Here is a 23,408-nt window from a genome sequence, read left to right as displayed (position 1 = left end):
TCGCGCCAACATGGGTTTAGACCGTGTTGCCGCGACACTGAGACGAACCAATACAAGCAAGCGTGACGGGCCGAGGTGTCGGGGCCGAAGACGAACGGACCCGCGAACCGGCGGGCTCGCAACGGCGTTCCCTGTCGGATCCGTCTCCTTCCGGAGGCCGACCGGACTTGGTTCCTGAACCCGTAGCGAGGCGTGTCGATGGCTTCCCCCGATCCCGATCGCACCGTGCCCCGCGACACCGGGGGGCACGCCTCGACGGTCTGGACCCTGGCGCTGGCCACCGCGCTCGTCGGCCTGGTTGCGTTCCCGCGGCGGTCTGCCGCCCCGGTTCCTGCCTCCGCCCCGGCCGGCGCGGAGCCGGGCCGCCGGTCCGCCTTCGCGGGCTCCTCGGAACCCGCGCCCGCGCACGAGGGCGGCGAGGCCCGGGCGGTCGCGAGCCGCCAGGCCGATCGCGGGCGGGGCGCCAGCCATCCGGCCGAAATTCCCGCCAAGGGCTGGAAGGACATCGCGCTGCGCACCTACCGGGACATCGGCGAGAACCGCCTGTCGCTGATCGCGGCCGGCGTCACCTTCTTCACCCTGCTGGCGATCTTCCCGGCCGTCGCCGCGCTGGTCTCCTGCTACGGCCTCGTGGCCGACGCCTCGACCATCAACGACCAACTCGCCAGCCTTCAGGGCGTCCTGCCCCAGGGCGCCCTTGAGATCATCGGCGACCAAGTCAAGCGTCTGAACGAGAAGGGCAACACCGCGCTGGGCCTGAGCCTGGTCGTCAGCATCGTCCTGTCGGTCTGGAGCGCCAACGGCGGCGTGAAGCACGTCTTCGACGCCCTCAACATCGTCTACAACGAGCGCGAGAAGCGCAATTTCGTCCTGCTCAACGTCGTCTCCCTCGGCTTCACCGCGGGGGCGCTGGCGTTCCTGATCCTGGCTCTGGCCGCGGTCGTGGTGCTGCCGGTGGTGCTGACCTATGTCGGGCTCGGGACCGATGCCTGGTGGCTGACCCTGCTGCGCTGGCCGGCGCTGCTCGTGGCAGTCCTGCTCGGGCTCGCCCTGCTCTACCGCTACGGTCCGAGCCGGGACGCGCCGCGCTGGCGCTGGGTCACCCCCGGGGGCGCCGCGGCGGCCCTGCTGTGGCTCGTCGCGTCGCTGCTGTTCTCCTGGTACGTCGCCCATTTCGGCAGCTACAACAAGACCTACGGCTCCCTCGGCGCGGCCATCGGCTTCATGACCTGGATCTGGATCTCGACCATGATCGTGCTCGCCGGTGCCCAGCTGAACGCCGAGATCGAGCATCAGACCGCCGAGGACACCACCGTGGGTGAGCCGCAGCCCCTGGGCACGCGACGCGCCCAGATGGCCGATTCCGTGGGAGCCGCCGCCGCGTGACGGGGCGGCCAAAGGGCTCAGCGGTGGTTAACACAGGTTAGCGCGGGCACGCCCGGTCGCGGCATAAGCCGTCGCCTGCAACCAGACTTCGACGCTCGGGCCGCAATATACCTGTGACAACAGTCGTCTTCGTGCGGTGGGCATCCATCGGCAGCGTCGTCGCGTGGTTTGGGGCGCGCCGCGACTGCTCGGATCCCTCTTTCCACGCCCGCCCACCCGCCGCGTGCCGGCCGCGGGCGGGACGATCCAGCTACGGATGGACGGACGGTTCGGAACCGCATCGGCATTGCGGCCGCTGACCGGAGGCCGCCGTGAACAACCCGTTCGTGCGGAAGATGGAGCGGCACGTCCGGCTCGGGCCCGAGGACCGCGCCGCCCTCGACGGCCTCGCCCGACAGCATATCCGCCCCGTCGCGCCGCGTCAGGACATCGTCGGGCAGCACGAAGACCCGCACCACACCCACCTGATCCTCGACGGCTGGGCCTGCCGCTACAAGCAGTTTCCGGACGGTCGGCGAGCGATCGTCTCGCTGCTCCTGCCGGGCGACCTGTGCGACCCCTCCCCGGCCCGCTGGCCTCGCCTTGACCACGCCATCGGGGCGATCACGCCGGTCACGGTCGCCCGGATCGCGCCGGACCAGATCGGCGAGGCGATCCGGACCCGGCCGGCGGTGGAGGAGTGCCTGTGGCGCGAGATGCGCGACACCACGGCGCTCCAGCGCGAGTGGATCGCCAGCGTCGGGCGCCGTTCGGCGATCGAGCGCCTCGCGCACCTGTTCTGCGAGCTGTACCTGCGGCTCGCCCGGGTCGGCCTCGCCGAGGGAAACACGATCCCGATGCCGATCACCCAACCCGACCTCGCCGACGCCCTCGGCCAGACCAGCGTGCATATCAACCGTACCCTGAAGGCGCTGCGCACCGGCGGCCTCATCGCTCTGCGGGGCCGGCGCCTGACGATCCACGACCTTGACGGGTTGATGGAGCGCGGCCTGTTCGACCCAGCCTACCTGCATCTGGCCTGAGACACCTGGCATGAGACCGGCGTACCGGCCCGGACCCCCGCCGGCGGCTGTAACATGCGCTCGGACGCGGCGGCTGCCGGGATCCGCGCCTGAGCCATGGCGGGATACGCTTGCTCAAAGATTGATTTTCAGGATAGTATTTAACCAAATGCCGTCAATCGGCGGATATATATGGGCGATTGAATTGAGTGTGCTCTACTTATTGCGGTTATATAGTTATTTTATACTAATCGTATATAACCGGATTCCGAATTTCTACGGGCTCAACGGCGCGCGGCGAGCGCTGTTGCGCAATATTGGCGTCCGAATCGGAGCAAAATCACATATTTCCAGTCCCATCATTTTTGAACAAAGTCTCAACGACGAGGCTATAAGAGGTCTTACGATTGGGTATCAAACATTCATCAATTCCGATGTCCGATTTGCCTGCCGGAGCGCGCGGATCGAGATCGGTAATCGATGCATGGTCGGTTCCAGGGTAAGCTTCGAAACATCGACGCATGATCTCGTCATCGACGCGTTCCACGATAGAACAAGCATAACGCGTCAGACATTCCACAAAGACATCATCGTGCATGACGGTGTCTGGATCGGAGCCGGGGCAATCATTTTGTGCGGCGTTACGATCGGAGAACAATCTATAGTTGCGGCTGGATCTGTCGTGACCAAGGATGTCGAGGCGGGAGTCTTGGTCGGTGGCGTGCCCGCGAAGACGATAAGGCGGCTGGTCCCGAACTGAGATGGATCGTCAGGCCTCAGCGGCCCGGTTCTACAGGACGCGTCGGCCGGAGCTCACCCTCGGTGGGCCCCTCCAACCGCTCCGCGGCGCGTAATCCGGAGCCGCCGCGCTGACGGACGACGGCTCCGCCCGGACCGACGGCGATACGCCGCGTCGCCGCGATGGGTCCGCGTCCCTTGCCTTCGGCCGGCGGCGGCCGATCTGAACCGCATCAGGCAACCGGTTCGAGCCGACCGACAGACCATGCACATCCATCTCGACGCACTCGGCGGCGTCGCCGGCGACATGTTCGCCGCCGCGTTGCTGGATGCTTTTCCCGAGCATCTCGAGGGCGTGCGCGCCAGCGTGCGGGCCGTCGATCCGCGCATCGCCTGCACCACGTCGCAGCACAACGACGGCATCCTGCGGGGCCTGCGCTTCGCGGTCTCGGCCCCCGAGGCTGAGATGCCTGCGCCGCATCGGCACGGCGGCCACTCGGCCCATCCGGACCGCCACGATCACCATGCCACGCACGATCACGCCCACGACCCGACGCACGGGCACGCGGACCACCTGCCGCATCACGGCCACCGGCCCTGGTCCGAGATCCGCGGGGATCTCGACCGGGCGAACCTTGCGCCGGCCGTCCGGGCGCATGCGCTGGCGATCTTCGGGCACCTCGCCGAGGCCGAAGCCCGGGTCCACGGCATCGCGGTCGACGCGGTGGCGTTCCACGAGGTCGGCGCCTTCGATTCGATCGCCGACATCGTCGCCGCCGCCCACCTGATCGCCGCCCTCGAGGTGCGCAACTGGAGCGTCTCGGCCCTGCCGCTGGGCTCGGGCCGGGTCCGGACCCAGCACGGCCCCCTGCCGGTGCCGGCCCCCGCCACCACGCTCCTGCTCGAAGGCTTTCCGACCCTCGACGATGGGATCCCGGGGGAGCGCGTGACCCCCACCGGCGCGGCGATCCTGCGCCATCTCTGCGGTGAGGCGCCCGGGCGCGGCCGGCCCGCCGGCACGCTCGGGCCCAGCGGGATCGGTTTCGGCACGAGGGTCCTGCCGGGCCTGAGCAATTGCCTGCGCGCCCTCGTGCTGGAGGAGGCGCCCGCCGCTCATCCCGGCCGGGACGACCTGGTGGTGATCGCGTTCGAGATCGACGACCAGTCGGGGGAGGATTTGGCAATGGGCCTCGACCGCCTGCGCGCGGAGCCCGGCATGCGCGACGTCGTGCAGATGCCGGTGCTGGGCAAGAAGGGCCGGATGATGGCCCATATCCAGGCCCTGGTGCAGCCCGAGAACCTGGAGGCGGCGATCGCGGCCTGCTTCCGCGAGACCACCACGATCGGGCTGCGCCACCACCGGGTCGCGCGCGCGGTGCTCGGCCGGGAGGCCGTCACGGTCGCGCCGGAGGGCCGGCCGGTGCGGGTGAAGGTGGTCGACCGGCCGGGCGGGCGCACCGCCAAGGCCGAGGCCGACGATACGCTGGGCCAGGGAGACCACACTGCCCGGGCGCACGTGCGCCGCGAGGCCGAGCGCCTCGCCCTGCGAGAGACCACGAAGGAGGAGCGGTGACGCGCGCGCATCTCGAAGCCGTGCTGGCGGGGCTCGGTCCCGTCGCGGTGGCGGTGAGCGGCGGGGTCGACAGCCTGACGCTGGCCACCCTCGCCCACCGGCTGGCACCGGCCGCGACCCTCGTGGTCCACGCGGTCTCCCCGGCCGTGCCCGGGGAGGCGACCGCGCGGGTCCGGGCCGAGGCCGCCCGAGAGGGCTGGGACCTGCGGGTGATCGAGGCCGGCGAGTTCGCCGACCCGGCCTACCGGGCCAATCCCGTGAACCGCTGCTTCTTCTGCAAGACCAATCTGTACGGCGCGGTCCGGCACGTCACCGACCGGCAGATCCTGTCGGGTGCCAATCGCGACGACCTCGGCGAGTACCGACCCGGCCTCGACGCCGCCCGGGAGCATGCGGTGCGCCACCCCTATGTCGAGGCCGGGTTCGACAAGGCGGCCGTGCGGGCGCTGGCCCGCGACCTCGGTCTCGGCGCGGTGGCCGAGTTGCCGGCCGCGCCTTGCCTGTCGAGCCGGGTCGAGACCGGCATCCCGATCGAGCCGGAGACCTTGGCCTTCATCCACGCGGTCGAGCGTCTGGTCGGCGGCGCCCTCGATGCCGGGGCGGGCCCCAAGCGGGCGGTTCGCTGCCGGGTGCGCGCCGAGGGCGTGGTCGTGGAGCTCGACCCCGGCAGCCTCGCCGCCCTCGACGCGGAGCGCCGCGCCGCCCTGGGATCCGGCATCCGGAAGATCGCGCCGCCGCGCCTCTCAGGCGCCGTCCGGTTCGCACCCTACCGGGTCGGCAGCGCCTTCCTGACCGGAGCATTCCCCGCATGAGCGTGGCGGACGAATTCACCCTCGACTTCGCCCGGCCCGAGCGGATCGGCCTGGAGGAGGCCATCTTCTGCGCCGGCAAGAGCCCCGAGCAGATCGACGCGATCCTGGCGGCCGCACGCGAGCGGGGTGCCTCGCTGCTCCTGACCCGGCTCGACCCGGAGAAGTTCTCCCGGCTCGGGCACGCGGCGCGGCTCGATTACTGTCCGGTCTCGCGCACGGCGGTGTTCGGGCAGGGCCCGCCGGTTGCCGGTCCGGCCCGGGTGGCCGTGGTCGCGGCCGGCACCTCGGACGTCCCGGTCGCCCGGGAAGCCTTACGGACGCTCGGCTATGCCGGACGATCCGCGACGCTGTTCGCCGATGTCGGTGTCGCCGGCCTGTGGCGGCTGACCACGCGTCTGGAGGAGATCCGGGCGCATCCGGTGGTGATCGTCGCGGCCGGCATGGATGCGGCGCTGCCGAGCGTGGTCGGCGGCCTCGTCGCCGGGGCGGTGATCGCGGTCCCGACCTCCGTGGGCTACGGCGTCGCCGCAGGGGGGCGCACAGCCCTGGACGCGGTGCTGGCGAGCTGCGCCCCCGGGATCGTGGTGGTCAATATCGACAACGGCTACGGGGCCGCCTGCGCGGCCCTGCGCCTGCTCAACGCGGCGAGCCGCCTCGCCCAGGAGGCCGAACGATGATGTCCCGCCACCCGTTACCGTCCGAACCAGACACCTTCCCGAACGGAGATATCCGATGGAACGCCGCAGCTTCATCCAGGGCGCCGTGCTCGGCGCGGGGCTTACGGGCACCGGTCTCGCCGGCGCCGGCAGCGCGGGTGCGGCCGTGAGCGTCCCGCCGCTGCCGAACACCCGGCCGCAGGACCCGGCCGACCTGCCGCTGGTCACCGATCCCGGCGAACTCCGGGGCGAGATGCTCTACCGCCCGTTCGGGCGGACGTCCGAAAAGATCTCCGCGATCGGGATGGGCGGGTTCCACCTCGGCAAGAGCGCGGTGACGGATGCCGAGGCGACGCGGCTGATCCACGAAGGCGTCGATCGCGGCATCACCTTCATGGACAATTGCTGGGACTACAACGACGGCCGCTCCGAACTGCGCATGGGCGCGGCCCTGGCCGAGGGCGGCTACCGCGACAAGGTCTTCCTGATGTCCAAGATGGACGGGCGGACCAAGGAGGAGGCGCTCAAGCAGATCGACCAGTCGCTCCTGCGCCTGCGCACCGACCGGATCGACCTCGTCCAGCACCACGAGATCCTGCGCTACGACGATCCCGACCGCGTCTTCGCCGAAGGCGGGGCCATGGAGGGATTCCTGGAGGCCAAGAAGCAGGGCAAGCTGCGCTACATCGGCTTCACCGGCCACAAGGACCCGCGCATCCACCTGCAGATGCTGGCGGTGGCGCAGGAGCGCGGCTTCCACTTCGATTCCTGCCAGATGCCGCTCAACGTGATGGATGCGCATTTCCGCTCGTTCGGCCATCTCGTGCTGCCGCACCTCGTGGCCGAGGGCATCGCGCCGCTCGCCATGAAGACCTTCGGCGACGGGGTGATCCTGAAGGCCGACGCGCCGATCAAGCCGCTGGAATACCTGCACTTCTCGCTGAACCTGCCGGTCTCGGTGGTGATCACCGGCATCCAGAACCAGCGCGACCTCGATCAGGCGTTCGAGGCGGTGAAGACGTTCAAGCCGATGGACAAGGCCACGGTGGCCGAACTGCTGTCGCGCTCCAAGCCCTACGCGCTGGAGGGCAAGTACGAGCTGTTCAAGACGAGCGCGACCTTCGACGGCACCGCCAAGAACGCCGCCTGGCTGGGCGAGGACGTGCAGAGCGTGAAGAAGCTGGCGCCGACGATGGAGTAGCCGCTCCCCGAGGGACACGCCGTGCGTCGCCTTACGCCACATCCTCCAGTCGGATCGGCAGCTTGCGGATCCGGCGCCCGGTGGCGTGGTGGACGGCGTTGGCGATGGCTGCGTTGACCCCGATGATGCCGAGTTCGCCAAGCCCCTTCAGCCCGAGGGCGTCGACCTGATCGTCGGGGTCCGGCACCAGCACCGCCTCGACCGCCGGGGCGTCGGCCGAGGTCGGGACGAGGTACTCGGCGAGATCCGGGTTGCGATAGGCGGCGCCGTCCAGAACCGTCTCCTCCAGGAGCGCCGAGCCGAGGCCCCAGATCATCCCGCCCATGAGCTGGCTCCGGGCGGTCAGCGGGTTGAGGATCCGTCCCGCCGCGAAGGCGCCGGTGAGGCGGGGCACCCGGATCTCGCCGGTCTCGGCGTGGACGTGGACCTCCGCGAACTGCGCGCCGAAACCCCAGGACACGGCGTGCCCGCCCCCGCCGAGGGTCAGCCCGATATGACCCTGCCGCAGGGCCGCCAGCGCCTTCTCCCGGTCGGCGCCCGCGGGTACGAACGCGGCGAGCGTCTCGACGCCCTCGGGGCCGACCGCCTCGGCCAGCGCGATTCCGCTCCCGTCCGGGGCCGCGAGCCGCCCGCTCGCGAGGCGCAAGGTGCCCGGATCCCGGCCGGCTAGGCGACCGCCCTGCCCCGTCGCGGCCTGCGCCAGGGCCTCGCGGATCTGACCGCAGCCGAGCGCGAGGGCGTTCATCAGGCTGGTCGTCGTGCTCGATCCGCCGGAGATGCCGGCCGCCGGCAGCGCCGTGTCGCCGAGCCGGACCGCGACCCGCTCCACCGGAATGCCGAGGCCCTCGGCCGCGCCCATGGCGAGCAGCGTGGTGATGCCGTTGCCGATCTCGTGATGCGCGCAGGCGACTTCCGCGCTGCCGTCCGGAGCGAGCCGCACCCGCAGGGTCGCGGCGGCGATCTTCACCGGCCGCACCGAGGCCGCGCAGCCCAGGCCCACCCGCCAGGGGCCGTCGCGCATTGCCCCGGGGCGCGGATCCCGGCGCGACCAGCCGAAGGCCCGCGCCCCGGCATCGAAGCAGGCCATCAGCGGCCGCGTCGAGAACGGCTTGCCGGAGACGGGATCCACCGCGGTGTCGTTGATCCGACGCAGGGCGATCGGATCCATTCCGAGGGCCACCGCCACCTCGTCGACGGCGCTTTCCAGGGCGAACAGGAACGGCACCTCCGGGGGCGCCCGCATCGGCCCGGGGGTGTTGCGGTCGACCCGCACGGCCCGCTCCTCGGTCCGGATGTTCGGGCAGGCGTAGAGGCCCGCGGTCACCTCGGCCCCCTCCATGACGAACGGATCGAACCGCGAGGTCACGGTCTCGGCCTCGTGCACCAGGGCGGTGAACCGCCCTGTCCGGTCGGCGCCGAGCCGGATGGCATGGCGCGATTCCGGCCGGTAATTGGCGATGGTGAAGCATTGCCGCCGGGTCGGCACCAGCGACACCGGCCGGCCGATGCGGCGGGCCGCCAGGGCGACCAGGGCCGTGTGCTGCGACAGCGCGAACTTCGAGCCGAAATGGCCGCCGATCAGCCCCGACACCACCCGCACCTGTGCGGGATCGAGGCCGAGCTGCGCGGCGAGCCCGTGCTGCACGGCGCCGACGTAGCGGGTCGGCTCGTGCACCGTGAGGCGGTCGCCGTCCCAGGCCGCCCGGGTGGTGAACAGCTCGATCGGGTTGTGGTGCTGGATCGGGGTCTCGTAGCGCGCCTCGACCCGGATCGCGGCCTCCCGCATCCCGGCCTCGGCGTCGCCCCGGGCGATGTCGGCGTGCTGGGCCTTGAGGTCCGCGAGCCGGACCGTCTCGGCCCCGGGGGCGTCGAAGCCGCCGGAGGCCGGCTCCTCCGCGTAGGAGACCCGAACCGCGCCGGCCGCCTCCTCGGCCGCCTCCTGGGTCTCGGCCACTACCAACGCGACGATCTGGCCGGCATACGCCACCGCATCGGAGTCGAGGGGCCGGTGCGAACTGTTGGCGTAGCCGCCGGCCATCAGGTGCTTCACCGGCGCCACCGCCCCGGCAAACGTTTGGTGGGTGAAGATCGCCAGCACCCCCGGCACCCGCTCGGCTGCGGCGAGATCGAACCCGATGATCCGACCCCGGGCGATGGTGCTGGTGACCAGGGCGGCGTGGGCGGTCGCCTCCGGGCCGGGCCGGTCGGAAGCGTAGAGCGCCCGGCCGGTGACCTTGTCGGCCCCCTCGACCCGGGTATGGGCCTTTCCGAGGATTTTTCGGGAGTCTTGCGTGCCTGATTCCATGTTCGCGCTCCCGGTCCGCAGTCTCACCCGGGAGCAATCGCCGAAGCGGCCGCCCGGCTCCGCGACCGGGCGGCGGGGCGACACCGTGCAGCGGCGGGGCGGTCTTGGAGCGGCCCCGCCGCTTCGGATGGCACCCCTACGGGATCAGTCGACCACCTTGCCGTCCGGGCCGACCTTCACCGTCTGCTCCTTGTCGGCGCCAGCCACCTTGATCTCGTACTGGACCGTCGAGCCGTCCTTCTCGACCTCGGCCTCGTAGGCCTTGCCGCCGCCGGCCTTCTGCTCGGCGATGGAGAGCGCGTCCTTCAACGGGGTCTTGGCGTTCTGGAAGTCGGCGGGCTTCAGCCGGGTGAAGTAGCGCTCGATCGGCTGGTTCTCGGTCTTGTACAGGGCGCCGGTATCGGCGTTGATGCCGTATTCCACCAGCTTGCCGCTCGGGTAGACGACCTTGATGGCGTAGTGCGCCGGGTTCTTGCTGTCGGCCTTCTCGAAATCGGCGTCGATGGCGCGGCCGCCCTTCTCGTCGCCCTGCGCCTGGGCGGTCGTCAGGGCCTGGGCGAGGCCGACCTTGGCGACCTTGGCGACTTGCCACTCCTTCATGCTGCTGTCGGTCTGGGTCGCCGGCTGAGCCGGCGCGGGCGTTGCGGTCTGGGCCAGCGCGAAGCTCGTCGAGAGCGCGAGCAGGCCGGCCGCGGTGGCGAGGCGGTTGATCATGGCGTGTTTCCCTTTGCGGGTTCTGTCTCGGGACCGTGAAACGCCGCGGCCCGGATGGGGTTTCCGGCCCTGAGGAAAAACGCTTGGCTTGATCGAAGCGCCGCGGGTCCCTAGCACCACTCTCGACCGCTGCAGGGTCGGAGGCGACAGGGCGGAGGCGGCTGGCCGAAGGATTGCGTCGGCCCGCCCGGAATGCGCGACAGCGAAGGAAGCCAGCCCGTGCTTGAGCAGATCGGCGAGATCGACCCGCCCCAGCGGCTCCTGATGGGGCCGGGCCCCGTCAATGCCCATCCGCGCGTACTGCGCGCCATGTCGGCCGACCTGCTCGGGCAGTTCGACCCCGAGATGACCGCCTACATGAACGAGGTGATGGCGCTCTATCGCCCGGTCTTCGGCACCGAGAACCGCTGGACCTTCCTGGTCGACGGCACGGCGCGGGCCGGGATCGAGGCCGCCCTGGTGAGCCTGGTCGCCCCCGGCGAGCGGGTGCTGGTGGTCAATTTCGGCCGGTTCGGCCTGCTGCTCACCGAGATCCTGGAGCGGGTCGGCGCCGTGGTCGAGACCGTGGATGCGCCCTGGGGCGAGGTCGTGCCCCTGGAGGCGATCGCCGCCGCGGTTGAGCGCTTCGGCCCGAAGGTCGTGGCGACTGTGCATGGCGACACCTCGACCACCATGGCCCAGCCCCTCGACGGGCTCGGCGACCTCTGCCGCCGGGCCGGCGCCCTCTCGTACGTCGACGCCACCGCGACCATCGGGGGCATGGAGATCGCCGCCGACCGTTGGGGCATCGACGTGGTGACCGGCGGCCTGCAGAAATGCCTCGGCGGCCCGTCGGGCTCGTCGCCCATCACCGTCTCGCCGGCGGCGGCCGAGCGGATCTTCTCCCGGCGCCACGTCGAGCACGGCATCCGCCGGGACGACATCGACGACGGCTTAGGCGTGCGGATCGGCTCGAACTACTTCGACCTCGCCATGATCATGGATTACTGGTCCGAGAAGCGCCTCAACCACCACACCGAGGCGACCACCATGCTGTACGGCGCGCGCGAATGCGCCCGGGTCCTGCTCGGCGAGGGTCTGGCGGCCTGCTATCGCCGGCACGCGGCCGCCGGTCGCGCGGTCGCGGCCGGCATCCGGGCGATGGGGCTCACCGTGTTCGGCGACGACCGGTACCGGATGACCAACGTCACCGCGCTGTACATCCCGGACGGGATCGACGGCGAGGCGGTGCGGCGCCGGATGCGGGAGGATTTCGAGATCGAGATCGGCACCGCCTTCGGGCCCCTGGCCGGCAAGGTCTGGCGGATCGGCGCGATGGGCTACAACGCCCGCAAGCACAAGGTGCTGATCACCCTGGGTGCCCTGGAGGCTGTCCTGCGGGCGGAAGGCTTCACCGTTCCGCCGGGCGCCGGCGTCGCGGCGGCCCTGGCCGCCTGGAACGAGAGCCCGGCCGCCTGATCGCGGCGCGTCCCGGGATCGACCCGGCGGGCCGCGGGAGCGTATGGCTGGCCCGAGGCGTCGCCCGCCATCCGGACGGTGCGGTGCCTCGACACCGGGAGCACCTCATGAACGCGAACGAGCCGGAACCGCTGGACGACTTCACCCGCGTGCACGCGAAGCTCTCCGCGCTGGAGATCGTCCTGGGCGTCCTGATCGGGCGCCTGTCCGAGGAGAACCCGGAGATCCGCGAGGACGTGAAGCGCGACGTCGCCGCGATCCTGTCCGACATGCCGATCGAGGGGCCGAGCGAGGAACTGATCGTCACCGAGGTGCGCCGGGCCGCCGAACTCCTGACCAGCGTCTCGATCGGTTAGAGTCGCGCTCCGGATGGGGGTTGCCGGCGTCCGGGATGAGGCGATGCGCCCGTGTCCTCTCAGCGGGGCGGCATCCGCAGCGCCCCGTCCAGGCGGATCGTCTCGCCGTTGAGCATCGGGTTCTCGCAGATGTGCCGGACGAGGTCGGCATATTCCGACGGGCGGCCGAGCCGGGGCGGGAACGGCACGCTCTGGCCGAGGGCGTCCTGCACCTCCTGCGGCATCCCCGCCATCATGGGCGTCTCGAAGATCCCCGGCGCGATGGTGACGACCCGGATGCCATGCCGGGCCAACTCCCGGGCGATCGGCAGGGTCATCGCGACGACGCCGCCCTTCGAGGCCGCATAGGCCGCCTGTCCGATCTGGCCGTCGAACGCCGCGACCGAGGCGGTGTTGACGATGACGCCGCGGGCGCCTTCCGCGTCGGGCGCCTCCTGGGCGATCGCCGCGGAGGCCAGCCGGATCATGTTGAATGTGCCGACCAGGTTGACCGTCACCGCCCGGGCGAAGCTGTCCAGCCGGTGCGGGCCTTCGCGGCCGACCACCTTCTCGCCCGGTGCGATCCCGGCGCAGTTGATGAGCCCGTGCAGGTGCCCGAACGCGTCCAGCGCCGCCTGGACCGCCGCCTGCCCGTCCGCCTCGCTGGTGACGTCGGTGGCCGCGAAGCGCGCCCGCGCGCCTAGCTCCGCCGCCACCCCGGCCCCGGCCTCCCGGGCGATGTCCGCCACCACGACGCTGGCGCCGGCCGCGACGAGGCTGCGCGCCACGGCGGCGCCGAGCCCTGAGCCGGCACCGGTGACGATGTAGACGCGATCCTTGATCATCCTGGCTCCCCCGGGTGTGTCGGAGGCCCGGCGTAGCGCGGGATCGTGAAGTCCGGAAGGCCGGCCCGACGACGTCGCCCCGGACCAGCTTCACCATTGACGTGTGAATAATTCCCACATATTTAGATGAAGGTCATCGGGTGTCAGAGCGCGGTTCTCTACTCTGTTTTTGCGCGCATGATCGAAAGTAACGAAGTGTTTCTGCGGCCTTAAGACGAAAAATTTGGCCGAAGACTAGGTCTCGATACGATCCAATATGTCCCCCGTGCCCAGGCCCTCCCGCGGGCGGCCGATCCCTCATGCCTGCTCAGGACCACCATGCACGCGCCACGGATCGGGACACGGATCGAGTCATGGATCGAGACCTCCGCCCGGCAGTGGCGGCACGGGCGAATCGTCCGCAATCGTCTGGCCGAGCGCGGCCCGGCCCTGCAGGCGGCACTCCGCAAAGCCACTCCCGAGAGCGTGCTGCTGGTCGGGAACTCGCATGCCGAGTTCCTCGGGAATCCGGATTTCGGTGGCCGGCCCAGCATCAATCTCGGCCTCGGCGGCAGCACCGCGGCCGATTGCGCGACGTACCTCGCGGGCCTCCGGGCCCCGGCCCGCTGCGCGGCCGCAATCCTGATCATCGGCACCAATGACATCATGCGCTGGCGGCATCCGGAGCGGGTGGGTACGGAGCGCCGGTTCGAGGCTGCGGTCCGGCGCATCCTGCGGGTTCTGGACGCCTGGGCGGCCCAGGTCTTCGTCGCGTCCGTCCCGCCGATCGGCGCCTGGACGGCCGGCCGGGACCCCGCCGCAGTCGCAGCCTTCTCGGACCGCCTCGAAGGCCTCTGCCGGGCCGGCGGCCACAGCTTCTTCGACCCGTTCGCGGGCTTGCGCGACGGCGGTCCGGGATGCGCCGGGACGGGTCTCGCCTGCACGGGTCTCGCCTGCACGGGTCTCGCCTGCACGGGTCTTGCCTGCACGGGTCTTGCCTGCACGGGTCTTGCCTGCACGGGTCTCGCCCGCACGGGCCTCGACCCGGACGGCGTACACCTGGCGGACTACACCCGGCTGGCCGCCGAGGTGATCCGCCTGGTCGCGCTCGACCCGGCCCCGCCCGCGCCCCGGAAGCGCGCCGCGGTCCCGGCGGGCAGCCTGCGCGGGCTCCACGCCGCGGCCTGGGGCCTGCGCCCATGACGCTGCGCGCCAATCCTCGACCCGATCACCCCCGCTCGGCTACGGCGAGACCGCGTTCTCAGGCGCGGCGGCGCGACCCGGATCCGCCGGTGCGGCAATCGGGCATCCCAGGCCGATCACCCGAGCCAGAAAATCCAGCGCCGCGCGGATCACGGGCGAGCGCGTGAGGTCGGGATAGATCGCAAGCCAGACATCCCGGTTCGGCGGTTCCGGCTGGGCCGGCAGGCGGGCCAGGACCCCGTCGGCATCGCCCAGGAAACGGGGCAGGACGACGGCGCCCAGGCCGGCCCGGGCCGCCTCCTGCTGGCCGAACAGGTCGCTGGCCTGGAATACGATCGGACGGCTCCCCAGCAGGGTCCGCAGCCAGATCTGCTGGGGAACGTGGTCCAGCGCGGAATCGTAGCCGATGAAGGTCCAATCCGCCGGCGGCCGCGCGGCCTGGTCCGGGCTTGCGTAGAGGGCGAACCGCATCACCCCGATGCGGCGGATCAGGAGATCCGGGTCGTCGGGGCGGGTCAGACGCACGGCGATCTCCGCCTCTCCGCGGTCGAGGGCGGCGGTCCGGGCGGCACCGGACAGGACCAGGGTGATGCCGGGATGCGCCCGGTGGAAACGCGCGACCTGCGGGGCGATGAGGCGGGCTGCCACGGCCGGCGGAGCGCTGATCCGGACCGTGGCGACCGGTGCCGCCGCGTAGCCAAGGGCGCGGCGCTCGATCGCCTGTACGGTTCGGACGATCTCCGCCGCCAGGGCCGCGATGGCGGTCCCCTCCGGCGTCAGCGCGACCCGGCGCGGCAGGCGCTCCACCAGCCGCAGCGCCAGGGCGTCCTCCAGGGACGCGACCCGCCGGCCGATCGTCGCGTGATCGACCCCGAGGTCCCGCGCCGCAGCCGAGAGCGAGCCGGTCCGGGCGAGCACCGCGAAGTGGTGGAGATCCTGCCAATCGATCATCGGTGAAGTTTCGCACGAGGCCCGTGAAGAGACACCGAATTCTCCCACAGACTAAAACGCGGTTCTCTGTCGGGACAGGAGGTTGATCATGACGACAGTGATGACGATGACCCGGCCCGGCGCGCCGGATGTCCTGACGGCGGCCGAGATCGACATCGGTGAACCCGGTGCAGGCGAAGTCCGCATCCGGCAATCCGTGATCGGCGTGAACTTCGTCGACATCTACTTCCGGACCGGCCTCTATCCGGTCGCCGCCTATCCGGCGGTGCTCGGTTTCGAGGCGGCCGGGACGGTGGAGGCCGTCGGCCCGGGGGTCGTGTCGGCGAGCCCTGGCGACCGGGTCGCCTATCACGGCGCCCCGATGGGCGCCTATGCCGAGGCGCGTATCCTACCGGCGGAACGCCTCGTGCTGCTGCCCGCCACCCTCCCCGACCGTCTGATGGGCGGCACGATGCTGCGCGGCCTGACCGCCCACATGCTGCTGCACAAGGTCCGGGCGGTCGGGCCCGGCGACTGGATCCTGGTCCACGCCGCCGCGGGCGGGCTCGGCCAGATCGTCACCCGCTGGGCGAAGCGCCTCGGCGCGCATGTCATCGGCACGGTCGGTTCCGAGGGCAAGCGCGCGCCGGCCCTGGAGGCCGGTGCGGACGCGGTGCTCCTGCACGGCGCGGATAACTGGGCCGAGCGGGCGCGGTCCCTGGCGGATGGGCAGGGCGTGCATCTGGCGATCGACGGCATCGGCGGCGGCATGCTGGCACGGACCTTCGCGGCGGTCCGGCCGTTCGGGACCGTGGCGAGCCTCGGCCAGCCGGCCGGGCCGATCCCGCCTGTCCGCGTCGAGACGCTGGGAGGCGGGCGGTCGGTCGCGTTGATGCGACCGAGCATGATGGCCTACGCCAACGATCCGGACCTGTATCGCCGCGGCGCCGCGGACCTGATCGCCGCCCTGGAGGTCGGCCTGATCAACCCGATCGGAGCCGCCTACGACCTCCGGGACGCCGCCCGCGCGCATGCCGACCTGGAGGGCGGCCGGACCACGGGCAGCGTCATCCTTACGGTTTAGGGCCTTCCGCCCCGCTTCGACCGAGGGCTGCGGATCCGTCGGAAACCCGGTTTTCCGCGTGTCGATCGACAGCCCGCGTGCGGCGTCGCGCTGCCCGAATCGCGGGACGGGTGTATGGGGAGGTGCACGATTCGACGCTCGGAGCGGATCGCCCCGCGCGGTCGCGACAGGGGCGCGCCAGGAGTGACAGGGCCGGAATGCCGTCCGTCGACACGCCCGTTCCTGTGGGCACCTTCGCGCTCCTGCTCGTCGCCTTCGCGGTGAAGCACCTCGCGGCGGATTTCCTGCTTCAGACCAACTGGATGGCCCATGGCAAGGACCGGGCCTCGGCTTGGGCCTGGCCGCTCTGCGCCCATACCGGCCTGCACGGTTTCGGGACGCTGCTGATCGCCCTGGCGGTCGAGCCGGGCCTGTGGTGGCTGGCGCTCGCGGATTTCGCTATCCACACGGGGATCGACCGGGGCAAGGCGTTGATCGGTCAGCGGACCCGCTTCCCGGCTTCGGACGCGCGGTTCTGGTGGCTGATCGGGGTCGATCAGTTCCTCCACCAGGTCACCCATATCGGTCTCGCCGCCGTGTTGGCCGCGGCCTAGCGCATCGTGCCGGATATCGGCACCGGCACGATGCGCGAGGTCTTCGCTTCGCATCGTCCCGAAAGGCGGCGGCCACCTTTCGGGACGATGCTCCAATCCTCAGGTCAGCTCGGCCTCGAGCAGCAGGTTGGTGTCGGCGACCTTGCCGGCGAGCTCCAGGATCAGGAAGCGCTGGAGCGCGAGGGCGAGGTCGGGGCGCTCGCGCTCCATCCGAGACAGCGCGGCCCGGTCGACGCCGATCACCCGGCAGGGGCTCTCGGCGAGGGCGGTGGCGGTGCGCCGCCCGCCCTTCACCAGTCCGATCTCGCCGATCACCGTGCCGGCCGTCGTGGTGCGCAGGCGGAGGTTGGGCCGGCCGGACACCTCCATCTCGATGGACACGACGCCCTGCTCGAGGAAGTACAGGGTGTCGGCCGCCTCGCCCTGGCGGAGCAGCGCCTCGCCGGCCGCCAGGGTGCGGACGCTGAGATACGGCGCGAAATCGGCCTGCGCGAGACTGCAACCGAGACGGTCGGCCATGTGCTCGGCAAAGAGCGCGACGGCCCCCTCCCCGGCTGAGCCGGTCTCGGTGAGCAGCAGCGTCTCGGCCTCGCGCAGGGCCTCGTCCAGGGTGTGGCGCGTCCGCAGCCGCGGCCCGGCGAGACCGCCGCGCTCGATCTGCCTGAGCGCCGCGGCCCCCAGATGGACCAGCAGCACGTCGAAGCCGCGCTGCTCGGCGAGCTGCCCGATCTTGCGGAACGCGATCAAGGCCGAGCTGTCGAGCCCGACGCAATCGCGGAAGTCCAGGATCAGGGTGCGCAGGGTGCCGGGCTCCGCGGCGGCCCGGCGATAGATCGTCTGGGCGTTGAGGAAGAACAGGTAGCCCTGCAGGGCGTAGATCCGCGTCCGGTCCCCGGATTCGCGCAGCAGCTCGGCGGTGTCGGGCGCGCGGATGATGCTGCTGCGCCGCTCCGAGCCGGACAGCGACCGGCGCACTGCCGGGATCTGGCCGTACTGGACCGCGAAGATCAGGATCGCCAGCACGACGCCGACCAAAAAGCCCGTGGTGGCGCCGAACAGGGCGGTCGCCGCACACACCGCCAGGGCGATGCCGGTCTCCCACACCGGGAAGGTCCGGCAGGCCAGCGCGAGGTTGACCAGCAGCCCGAGGCCGATGGCGATCAGGGCGCCGCCGGCCAGCGGGCGGGGCAGCAGCGCCAGCGGGCTCGCGCCGAACACCAGCAGCGCCGCCATCACGGCGAGCGTGAGCCACCAGCCGAGCCAGTGGCTGCCGCCGATATTGTGCAGCAGCAGCGTCGAGGTCCGGCCGAAGCCCATGGCGGGGCTGCCGAACAGGCTGCCGACCAGGTTGGCCGCCCCCGACGCGACGAACATCCGGTCGATGTTGAGATCGCGCCGCATCTCCAATTCGACGCTGATGACGTAGAGGATCTGGATGATGATCGCGACGACGATCTCGGTGGCGATCCGGGGCAGGATCGGCAGGAGCAGGGCGGGGTCGAGGGCCTGGAGCGCCATCGCGGCCGGGGCCTGCAGCATCGATCCCGTCGGCAGCGCCTCGATCAGCCATCCGGCCGCCTGCGCGGCGGCCGTGTCGATGCCCTGCACGGCAAGGCCGAGATGCACGCCGACGAGGCTGACCAGGATGACCGTCGGGTAGGTGCCCCAATGCCTGATGCGCCGGGGCAGGTAGAAGGCGCAGAAGCCGATGACAAAGGTCAAGACGATGCGTCCGAGCACCCCGGGATCGAGGAGGCTCGGGTCGAGGGCCGCCGGCTCGAGCAGGTTCAGCATCGCCGCGGCGGGATCGTCGAGATGCGCGCCGATCTGCAGGCCGCTCTTCAGGAACAGCAGGCCGACGCCGCCGAGGAAGCCGGTCAGGACCGGGTAGGGCAGGAGCTGCGCCAGGAGCGAGGCGCGCAGCGTGCCGAGCAGGGCGAAGACGAGGCCGGTGGCGAAGGTCGAGACGCCGCAGGCGACCAGCACGATCCGGCCGACCGTGGCGGGATCGGTGATGCCGCTGTCGCGGAGTTCCCCGGCCACCGCGGCGGCGATCGCCGCCTGCACGATCGCGGCCGCCCCGATGAAGGACAGCGACACCACCACGGTTCGCCGCAGCGCGACGAAGACGAGGCTGCCCAGCACGTAGGCCGCCAGCATCGCCGACATCCCGGCGACGCGGCTCTCCGCGAGCGGGCCGGAAAAGATCAGCTGCGAGAAGCTGATCAGGTCGAGCAGCAGGACCATGGTGGCGACTGCGGCGGCCGCGATCGTGCGCGCCGTGCGCACCAGCGCCTCGCGTCCCTCGGTCGGCCGCCCACTGCCGGCGGAGGCCATATCGGTGGTTGTCATCGGTACGGTTTCCGCATTCCGAAGATGTGTTCCCGGCCGGAGCAGCAGATCCCCGGCCGCCGCATGCACAGGCAGCGCGGACGTGCGGGAATCAGGCTTGGCCGCAGCTTTCTAACCCGATGGCAGCCCGGGGCTTAAATTATCGTACCGGCAGCAAGGGGCGGGCGACGGTGTTGTTCAAGTTTCAACCGAATCCGCTGCGGCTCGAACCCTGCGGGAATGCGGTTTCGGCTGGGCATCCGGAGCTATCCCTCTGCCGGGCCTGGCGATTCGGGAGGCGGATTCCTCTCCCCGGCGTCATGCTCTAAGCCGGCTCCAACCAGGAACCGCCGATGCCCGCCTCGACCCGCCTGCCCCGTCCCGTGCGCGCCGCGCTCCTGCTTGCCGGCCTCGTGGGGGCCGCGCAGGCCGAGGATGCGCCGTCGATCGCCTGGCCCGAGCCCGGCGGCCGGGCGACGATCAGCCGGGCCTTCAACGGATCCCCGATCACGGTCGGGGTCTCGTCCCGCACCGGCGGCGCGATCGACAGCCTGACCTGGGGCGGCACGCAGTTCATTAACGCCCACGATCACGGCCGCGAACTGCAATCGGCCTCGTCCTACGACGGCTACGGCGAGTGCCTGAACCCCACCGAGGCCGGCAGCGACTCCGATGGTACGGGTCCGCGCAGCACGACCCTGCTGACGGAGCTGAAACGCGGACCGGACACGCTCCAGACGCGATCGCAGATGGCCTACTGGATCGAGCCGGGCCGCGTCACCGGCAGCTGCCCGAAGGGACCCGGCCCCCATGCCGGACCCCGGTCCGACGACGTCCTGGCCAAGACCGTCACCCTGGGCGCCGCGGGCGTGGCCAACGCCATCGCGTACCGCGCCACCTACATCACCGCGCAACCCCACGAATCAGCGACCTTCGAGGCGGCGACCGCCTACATGCCGCCGGACTTCACGGCCTTCTGGAACCTCGACTCGGCGACCGGCCAGTCCGTGCCGCTCTCGGCCGGGCCGGGCGAGCAGGGCGTGCCGGTGATCCTGGCCACCCCCGACGGCTCCCGGGCGATGGGCGTCTACAGCCCCGCCCTCCCCCAGGCGACCGTTCCGAATGCCGGTTACGGCCGGTTCAACTTCGCGACCCTGCCGGGCCCGGGCAACGCCACCGTGAAGTGGAACTGCGTCTTCCGGGAGAACAACGTCCCCGCGGGGGCGCACAGCTACACCTGCTACGTGGTGGTCGGCACCCTGCAGGACGTCCGCGCGGGCCTCGTCGCCCTGCGGGCGGCCCTGACCGGCGGGCAGGCGGCTCCCCTCCCCGCCAACAACCCGGCCCCGGCACCCCGGGCAGCCGCTGCTCCGCCGGCGGCGCGGGCGCCGGGCGTGGCGCTCTATGTCGGGACGCAGCCGGGCTGCAATGCCGGCGAAGTGACGATCGACCCCGGTTACAAGGGGTGCACCACGGCCCCGATCGGCGCGACCCTGACGCAGCCATCCTCGGCCGCCGACGCGCCGGTCTACGCCGGCACCACGGCCGGGCTCGATGCCGGCCTGGTCACCAACAACCCGCGCCATCTCGACGCCGGCACGCGGCCGATCGGATACCTGGCGGCCACCGGTGCGAGCGGGACGCCGCTCTATGTCGGGCTGCAGGGCGGCTGCAACGCAGGCGTGGTCTCCACAAACCCGGCCCATCTCAATTGCCGCGGCGCCCCGCTGGGGATCGCCGTGCGGTGAGGCCGGCCGAACGCGCCGCCCCGGATTCGGGACGGTGCTGGGGTATCGTCCTGAAGGCGAACCCGCGCCTGTCGGGACGCGGTGCTCAGCCCTTCTTGATCAGCGGCACCGGCTCGGCCGGCGGCTTGGTCGCGCAGGCGGCGACGCTGGCAGCCAGCACGGCCAGGACCAGAACGCGCGTGAGAGGATTCTTTGCGAAACAACGTGCAGTGGACACGAGGCAATCTCCGATTTGCGGCATGGCGGAGGCTAATGCCGCGCTCGGCTTCGGAAAGTGCAGGAATGTCACGCCTGCGATGTTTCGCGATATTTTGTAATACCTAAAAAGTAAAACTCAAGCAGTATAACGGATAAGTAAAACGCGTTTCACTTATCGTAGGCGTATGAACTGCTTTATTGTGAGCTGATCTGAAATAAACGCTGCATATGTCTCGGTTTTCATCACACGCTGCGGGCACCGCAGCGCGCTCAAAAAACGTCCCCCGCACCGGAATCACCAGAGGAGCGCAGTGACCCGGGCCAGCACGACACGGCCAACCGCCGCGCCGCGCTGTGTTGCTTCGCGACGCGCGCGATGACGGGATGGCTACCGGACAGGCGCCGCGGCGTCGATCTCAGCGCACCTCGCTGACGCGCTTGGTCGCCTTCTTCTCCTGCTTGTAGGCGGTGATCGCCGCCGAGCAGCCGGGCGACAGGTTCTTCATGTTCGCCTTGAAGCAGGCCTCGACCTCCGGGCCGCCGGGCGCGTAGGCGCTGCAATAATCCATGTAGTCGCCGGTGCAGTGCTGCTTGAGCGCCTCGCGGGCCGGGGATTGCTCGGCCAGCGCCGCGGCCGGGCCGAGGCAGAGACCGAGGGCCAGGAGGACCGCCTTGGTCGAAGTCATGGATGTCCTTGTCGCTGTGCGATGATCGCGCGATCGAGCCGCGCGGTGATAGCCGCGGCACCTGAGCGTCAAGGATGGCGTGACTTTGGCGCGGATGTGCCGAACCTGCGCCATCCCCCGTTCTTTCCATCGTCATTGTGCGACGATGTCGGGGAAAATCCTGTCTTCTGAAGGTGATGGGCCCTCTTCCGGTGCCGGCACGGCCATGCGGCAGGGCGTCGCCGGGCCTGCCGGGCTGCGCGTCCCGAACGCTGCCGGAGGGCGATAGGCCCTCCGGAAACCCTGATGTCTAGCCCGCCATCCGGCCGATGGCGCGGGCATCCCGGGTGCGGCGAGCCGGGCCGGAATACCGTCTCAGTGCGCGCCGACCCGGCGGGCGGGCACGAGGTCGTTGGCGATGATCTCGCCGAACGGTCCGTCGTTGCGGGCATTGCCCGCCGGCCGGCCCGTGGTGGCGCGCAGCGGCAGCTTCGGGAAGACCAGCTCGGCGAAGCGGTAGGCCTCCTCAAGATGCGGGTAGCCCGAGAGGATGAAGCGGTCGATCCCGAGATCGATGTATTCCTTCATCCGGTCGGCGACCTGATCGGCCGAGCCGACCAGCGCCGTTCCGGCGCCGCCGCGCACCAGCCCGACCCCGGCCCAGAGGTTGGGCGAGACCACGAGCTTTTCGCGGGAGCCGCCGTGGAGCGCCATCATGCGGCTCTGGCCGACCGAATCCTGCCGCTTGAGGGTCTCCTGCGCCTTGGCGATGGTGGCGTCGTCGAGCTTCGAGATCAGCTTCTCCGCGGCGTCCCAGGCCTCGGCCTCGGTCTCCCGGGCAATCACGTGCAGGCGGATGCCGTAGGAGAATTCCTTGCCCTTGGCCTCCGCGGCCTGCCGGGCGGCGGCGATCTTCTCCGCGACCTGGGCCGGGGGCTCGCCCCAGGTGAGGTACACGTCGCAATGCTCGGCCGCGACCTCCATGCCGGCGGGGGAGGAGCCGCCGAAATAGAGCGGTGGGTAGGGCTTCTGCACGGGCGGGAAGATCACTCGTCCGTTCTCGGTGCGCAGGTGCTGGCCCTGGAAGGTCACGGTCTCGCCCGAGAGCAGGCCGCGCCAGATCGTCAGGAACTCGTCGGTGACGGCGTAGCGCGCGTCGTGGGACAGGAACACGCCGTCGCCGGCCAGCTCCACCGGATCGCCGCCGGTGACGACGTTGATCAGGAGGCGCCCGTCCGAGATCCGGTCGAGGGTCGCGGTCATGCGGGCGGCCGCGGACGGCTCCATCAGGCCCGGCCGCACCGCCACCAGGAAGCGCAGACGCTTGGTCAGCGGCGCCAGCGCCGAGGCGATGATCCAGGAATCCTCGCAGGAGCGTCCGGTGGGCAGCAGCACGCCGTAATAGCCGAGTTCGTCGGCGCCCTGGGCGATCTGCCGGAGGTAGCTGATCGAGACGTCGCGAGCCCCTTCCTGGGCGCCGAGATAGCGCCCGTCGCCGTGGGTCGGCAGGAACCAGAGGACGTCGGCGCGCCCGTCATTCGTCGCGGTCATCGGGGTCTCCATTGCGGCTATGGGCCGGATGCGGAAAAGCCGGATCCGACTTTTCGCATCCGGCGATCACCAAGAGCTAGGGCAGGCCGCCGATTCAAGGAA

The 23,408-nt window shown here is 70.8% G+C and carries 21 protein-coding genes; 13 read left to right on the top strand and 8 right to left on the bottom strand.

Annotated features, from left to right (window positions below; genetic code table 11):
- The first annotated feature begins 198 nt into the window (after positions 1-198).
- The 7 genes from ACYQPG_RS16600 to ACYQPG_RS16570 all read left to right on the top strand — a co-directional run bounded on the left by ACYQPG_RS16600 (position 199) and on the right by ACYQPG_RS16570 (position 7,367).
- Positions 199-1,386: a YihY/virulence factor BrkB family protein gene (locus ACYQPG_RS16600; protein WP_461231275.1), complete on the top strand. Its 1,188-nt coding sequence runs from the start codon at positions 199-201 to the stop codon at positions 1,384-1,386.
- Positions 1,387-1,697: 311 nt separating this feature from the next.
- Positions 1,698-2,408: a Crp/Fnr family transcriptional regulator gene (locus ACYQPG_RS16595; RefSeq protein WP_147909421.1), complete on the top strand. Its 711-nt coding sequence runs from the start codon at positions 1,698-1,700 to the stop codon at positions 2,406-2,408.
- 148 nt (positions 2,409-2,556) lie between these two features.
- Positions 2,557-3,147 (top strand): acyltransferase, encoded by a 591-nt coding sequence (locus ACYQPG_RS16590; RefSeq protein WP_281408705.1) that lies wholly within the window; start codon positions 2,557-2,559, stop codon positions 3,145-3,147.
- A gap of 243 nt (positions 3,148-3,390) precedes the next feature.
- Positions 3,391-4,698: a nickel pincer cofactor biosynthesis protein LarC gene (gene larC / locus ACYQPG_RS16585; protein ID WP_419828391.1), complete on the top strand. Its 1,308-nt coding sequence runs from the start codon at positions 3,391-3,393 to the stop codon at positions 4,696-4,698.
- On the top strand, positions 4,695-5,510 hold the full coding sequence (gene larE / locus ACYQPG_RS16580; protein ID WP_419828390.1) for an ATP-dependent sacrificial sulfur transferase LarE: 816 nt from the start codon (positions 4,695-4,697) through the stop codon (positions 5,508-5,510). The genes larC and larE overlap by 4 nt, the downstream gene beginning before the upstream one ends.
- Entirely contained in the window at positions 5,507-6,187 is a 681-nt protein-coding gene (gene larB / locus ACYQPG_RS16575; protein ID WP_147909424.1) for a nickel pincer cofactor biosynthesis protein LarB, read from the top strand. Before larE ends, larB begins: the two co-directional genes overlap by 4 nt.
- 55 nt (positions 6,188-6,242) lie before the next feature.
- On the top strand, positions 6,243-7,367 hold the full coding sequence (locus ACYQPG_RS16570; protein WP_147941013.1) for an aldo/keto reductase: 1,125 nt from the start codon (positions 6,243-6,245) through the stop codon (positions 7,365-7,367).
- A 31-nt stretch (positions 7,368-7,398) separates the two neighbouring features.
- Here the strand turns inward: ACYQPG_RS16570 and ACYQPG_RS16565 are convergent, their stop codons facing one another.
- Both ACYQPG_RS16565 and ACYQPG_RS16560 read right to left on the bottom strand, forming a co-directional pair.
- Positions 7,399-9,672, bottom strand: a complete 2,274-nt coding sequence (locus tag ACYQPG_RS16565) for a xanthine dehydrogenase family protein molybdopterin-binding subunit (RefSeq protein ID WP_419828389.1) — start codon at positions 9,670-9,672, stop codon at positions 7,399-7,401.
- A gap of 144 nt (positions 9,673-9,816) precedes the next feature.
- On the bottom strand, positions 9,817-10,386 hold the full coding sequence (locus ACYQPG_RS16560) for a PepSY domain-containing protein (protein ID WP_147909427.1): 570 nt from the start codon (positions 10,384-10,386) through the stop codon (positions 9,817-9,819).
- Between the two features lie 219 nt (positions 10,387-10,605).
- Between ACYQPG_RS16560 and ACYQPG_RS16555 the strand changes: the two genes are divergently transcribed.
- Together ACYQPG_RS16555 and ACYQPG_RS16550 are read left to right on the top strand one after the other, a co-directional pair.
- Positions 10,606-11,844 carry a pyridoxal-phosphate-dependent aminotransferase family protein gene (locus ACYQPG_RS16555; protein WP_210248961.1) on the top strand — a complete coding sequence of 413 codons (1,239 nt, stop codon included), beginning with the start codon at positions 10,606-10,608 and terminating at the stop codon, positions 11,842-11,844.
- A 107-nt stretch (positions 11,845-11,951) separates the two neighbouring features.
- On the top strand, positions 11,952-12,200 hold the full coding sequence (locus tag ACYQPG_RS16550; protein WP_147856313.1) for a hypothetical protein: 249 nt from the start codon (positions 11,952-11,954) through the stop codon (positions 12,198-12,200).
- Positions 12,201-12,259: 59 nt separating this feature from the next.
- On the opposite strand, the gene ACYQPG_RS16545 is transcribed toward ACYQPG_RS16550, so the two are convergent.
- On the bottom strand, positions 12,260-13,024 hold the full coding sequence (locus tag ACYQPG_RS16545; protein ID WP_419828388.1) for a 3-hydroxyacyl-CoA dehydrogenase: 765 nt from the start codon (positions 13,022-13,024) through the stop codon (positions 12,260-12,262).
- A 318-nt stretch (positions 13,025-13,342) separates the two neighbouring features.
- On the opposite strand from ACYQPG_RS16545, the gene ACYQPG_RS16540 reads away from it, so the two are divergent.
- Entirely contained in the window at positions 13,343-14,206 is an 864-nt protein-coding gene (locus tag ACYQPG_RS16540) for an SGNH/GDSL hydrolase family protein (RefSeq protein ID WP_461231274.1), read from the top strand.
- A 39-nt stretch (positions 14,207-14,245) separates the two neighbouring features.
- Here ACYQPG_RS16540 and ACYQPG_RS16535 read toward each other — a convergent pair whose 3' ends face one another.
- Positions 14,246-15,157 carry a LysR family transcriptional regulator gene (locus tag ACYQPG_RS16535; protein WP_419828387.1) on the bottom strand — a complete coding sequence of 304 codons (912 nt, stop codon included), beginning with the start codon at positions 15,155-15,157 and terminating at the stop codon, positions 14,246-14,248.
- A gap of 88 nt (positions 15,158-15,245) precedes the next feature.
- Here ACYQPG_RS16535 and ACYQPG_RS16530 point away from each other — a divergent pair, with 88 nt between their 5' ends.
- A complete protein-coding gene (locus tag ACYQPG_RS16530) occupies positions 15,246-16,220 on the top strand; it encodes a quinone oxidoreductase family protein (protein ID WP_419828386.1) in 975 nt (324 codons plus the stop codon).
- A gap of 197 nt (positions 16,221-16,417) precedes the next feature.
- A complete protein-coding gene (locus ACYQPG_RS16525; RefSeq protein WP_419828385.1) occupies positions 16,418-16,813 on the top strand; it encodes a DUF3307 domain-containing protein in 396 nt (131 codons plus the stop codon).
- Between the two features lie 99 nt (positions 16,814-16,912).
- Here ACYQPG_RS16525 and ACYQPG_RS16520 read toward each other — a convergent pair whose 3' ends face one another.
- A complete protein-coding gene (locus tag ACYQPG_RS16520) occupies positions 16,913-19,165 on the bottom strand; it encodes a cyclic nucleotide-binding domain-containing protein (RefSeq protein WP_419828384.1) in 2,253 nt (750 codons plus the stop codon).
- Between the two features lie 332 nt (positions 19,166-19,497).
- On the opposite strand from ACYQPG_RS16520, the gene ACYQPG_RS16515 reads away from it, so the two are divergent.
- Positions 19,498-20,892 (top strand): hypothetical protein, encoded by a 1,395-nt coding sequence (locus tag ACYQPG_RS16515; RefSeq protein WP_419828383.1) that lies wholly within the window; start codon positions 19,498-19,500, stop codon positions 20,890-20,892.
- An 85-nt stretch (positions 20,893-20,977) separates the two neighbouring features.
- Here the strand turns inward: ACYQPG_RS16515 and ACYQPG_RS16510 are convergent, their stop codons facing one another.
- From ACYQPG_RS16510 to ssuD, 3 genes are all read right to left on the bottom strand, one after another.
- Positions 20,978-21,109, bottom strand: coding sequence for a hypothetical protein (locus tag ACYQPG_RS16510; RefSeq protein WP_419828382.1), 132 nt, complete (start codon positions 21,107-21,109; stop codon positions 20,978-20,980).
- A gap of 397 nt (positions 21,110-21,506) precedes the next feature.
- Positions 21,507-21,776: a hypothetical protein gene (locus ACYQPG_RS16505; protein WP_419828381.1), complete on the bottom strand. Its 270-nt coding sequence runs from the start codon at positions 21,774-21,776 to the stop codon at positions 21,507-21,509.
- Between the two features lie 354 nt (positions 21,777-22,130).
- Positions 22,131-23,306: an FMNH2-dependent alkanesulfonate monooxygenase gene (ssuD, locus tag ACYQPG_RS16500; RefSeq protein WP_147910688.1), complete on the bottom strand. Its 1,176-nt coding sequence runs from the start codon at positions 23,304-23,306 to the stop codon at positions 22,131-22,133.
- Positions 23,307-23,408 lie beyond the last annotated feature (102 nt).

Source organism: Methylobacterium sp. CM6246, assembly GCF_054818005.1.
Note: the sequence above shows the minus strand (reverse complement) of the source record. Positions and strands in the feature narration are given on the sequence as shown.

Excerpts from the sequence above, each read along its gene's own strand:
- ACYQPG_RS16600 (WP_461231275.1), top strand. The coding sequence starts at position 199 with ATGGCTTCCCCCGATCCCGATCGCACCGTGCCCCGCGACACCGGGGGG.
- ACYQPG_RS16590 (WP_281408705.1), top strand. The coding sequence starts at position 2,557 with ATGCCGTCAATCGGCGGATATATATGGGCGATTGAATTGAGTGTGCTC.
- larC (WP_419828391.1), top strand. The coding sequence starts at position 3,391 with ATGCACATCCATCTCGACGCACTCGGCGGCGTCGCCGGCGACATGTTC.
- larB (WP_147909424.1), top strand. The coding sequence starts at position 5,507 with ATGAGCGTGGCGGACGAATTCACCCTCGACTTCGCCCGGCCCGAGCGG.
- ACYQPG_RS16570 (WP_147941013.1), top strand. The coding sequence starts at position 6,243 with ATGGAACGCCGCAGCTTCATCCAGGGCGCCGTGCTCGGCGCGGGGCTT.
- ACYQPG_RS16565 (WP_419828389.1), bottom strand. The coding sequence starts at position 9,672 with ATGGAATCAGGCACGCAAGACTCCCGAAAAATCCTCGGAAAGGCCCAT.
- ACYQPG_RS16560 (WP_147909427.1), bottom strand. The coding sequence starts at position 10,386 with ATGATCAACCGCCTCGCCACCGCGGCCGGCCTGCTCGCGCTCTCGACG.
- ACYQPG_RS16550 (WP_147856313.1), top strand. The coding sequence starts at position 11,952 with ATGAACGCGAACGAGCCGGAACCGCTGGACGACTTCACCCGCGTGCAC.
- ACYQPG_RS16545 (WP_419828388.1), bottom strand. The coding sequence starts at position 13,024 with ATGATCAAGGATCGCGTCTACATCGTCACCGGTGCCGGCTCAGGGCTC.
- ACYQPG_RS16540 (WP_461231274.1), top strand. The coding sequence starts at position 13,343 with ATGCACGCGCCACGGATCGGGACACGGATCGAGTCATGGATCGAGACC.
- ACYQPG_RS16535 (WP_419828387.1), bottom strand. The coding sequence starts at position 15,157 with ATGATCGATTGGCAGGATCTCCACCACTTCGCGGTGCTCGCCCGGACC.
- ACYQPG_RS16530 (WP_419828386.1), top strand. The coding sequence starts at position 15,246 with ATGACGACAGTGATGACGATGACCCGGCCCGGCGCGCCGGATGTCCTG.
- ACYQPG_RS16525 (WP_419828385.1), top strand. The coding sequence starts at position 16,418 with ATGCCGTCCGTCGACACGCCCGTTCCTGTGGGCACCTTCGCGCTCCTG.
- ACYQPG_RS16520 (WP_419828384.1), bottom strand. The coding sequence starts at position 19,165 with ATGACAACCACCGATATGGCCTCCGCCGGCAGTGGGCGGCCGACCGAG.
- ACYQPG_RS16515 (WP_419828383.1), top strand. The coding sequence starts at position 19,498 with ATGCCCGCCTCGACCCGCCTGCCCCGTCCCGTGCGCGCCGCGCTCCTG.
- ACYQPG_RS16505 (WP_419828381.1), bottom strand. The coding sequence starts at position 21,776 with ATGACTTCGACCAAGGCGGTCCTCCTGGCCCTCGGTCTCTGCCTCGGC.
- ssuD (WP_147910688.1), bottom strand. The coding sequence starts at position 23,306 with ATGACCGCGACGAATGACGGGCGCGCCGACGTCCTCTGGTTCCTGCCG.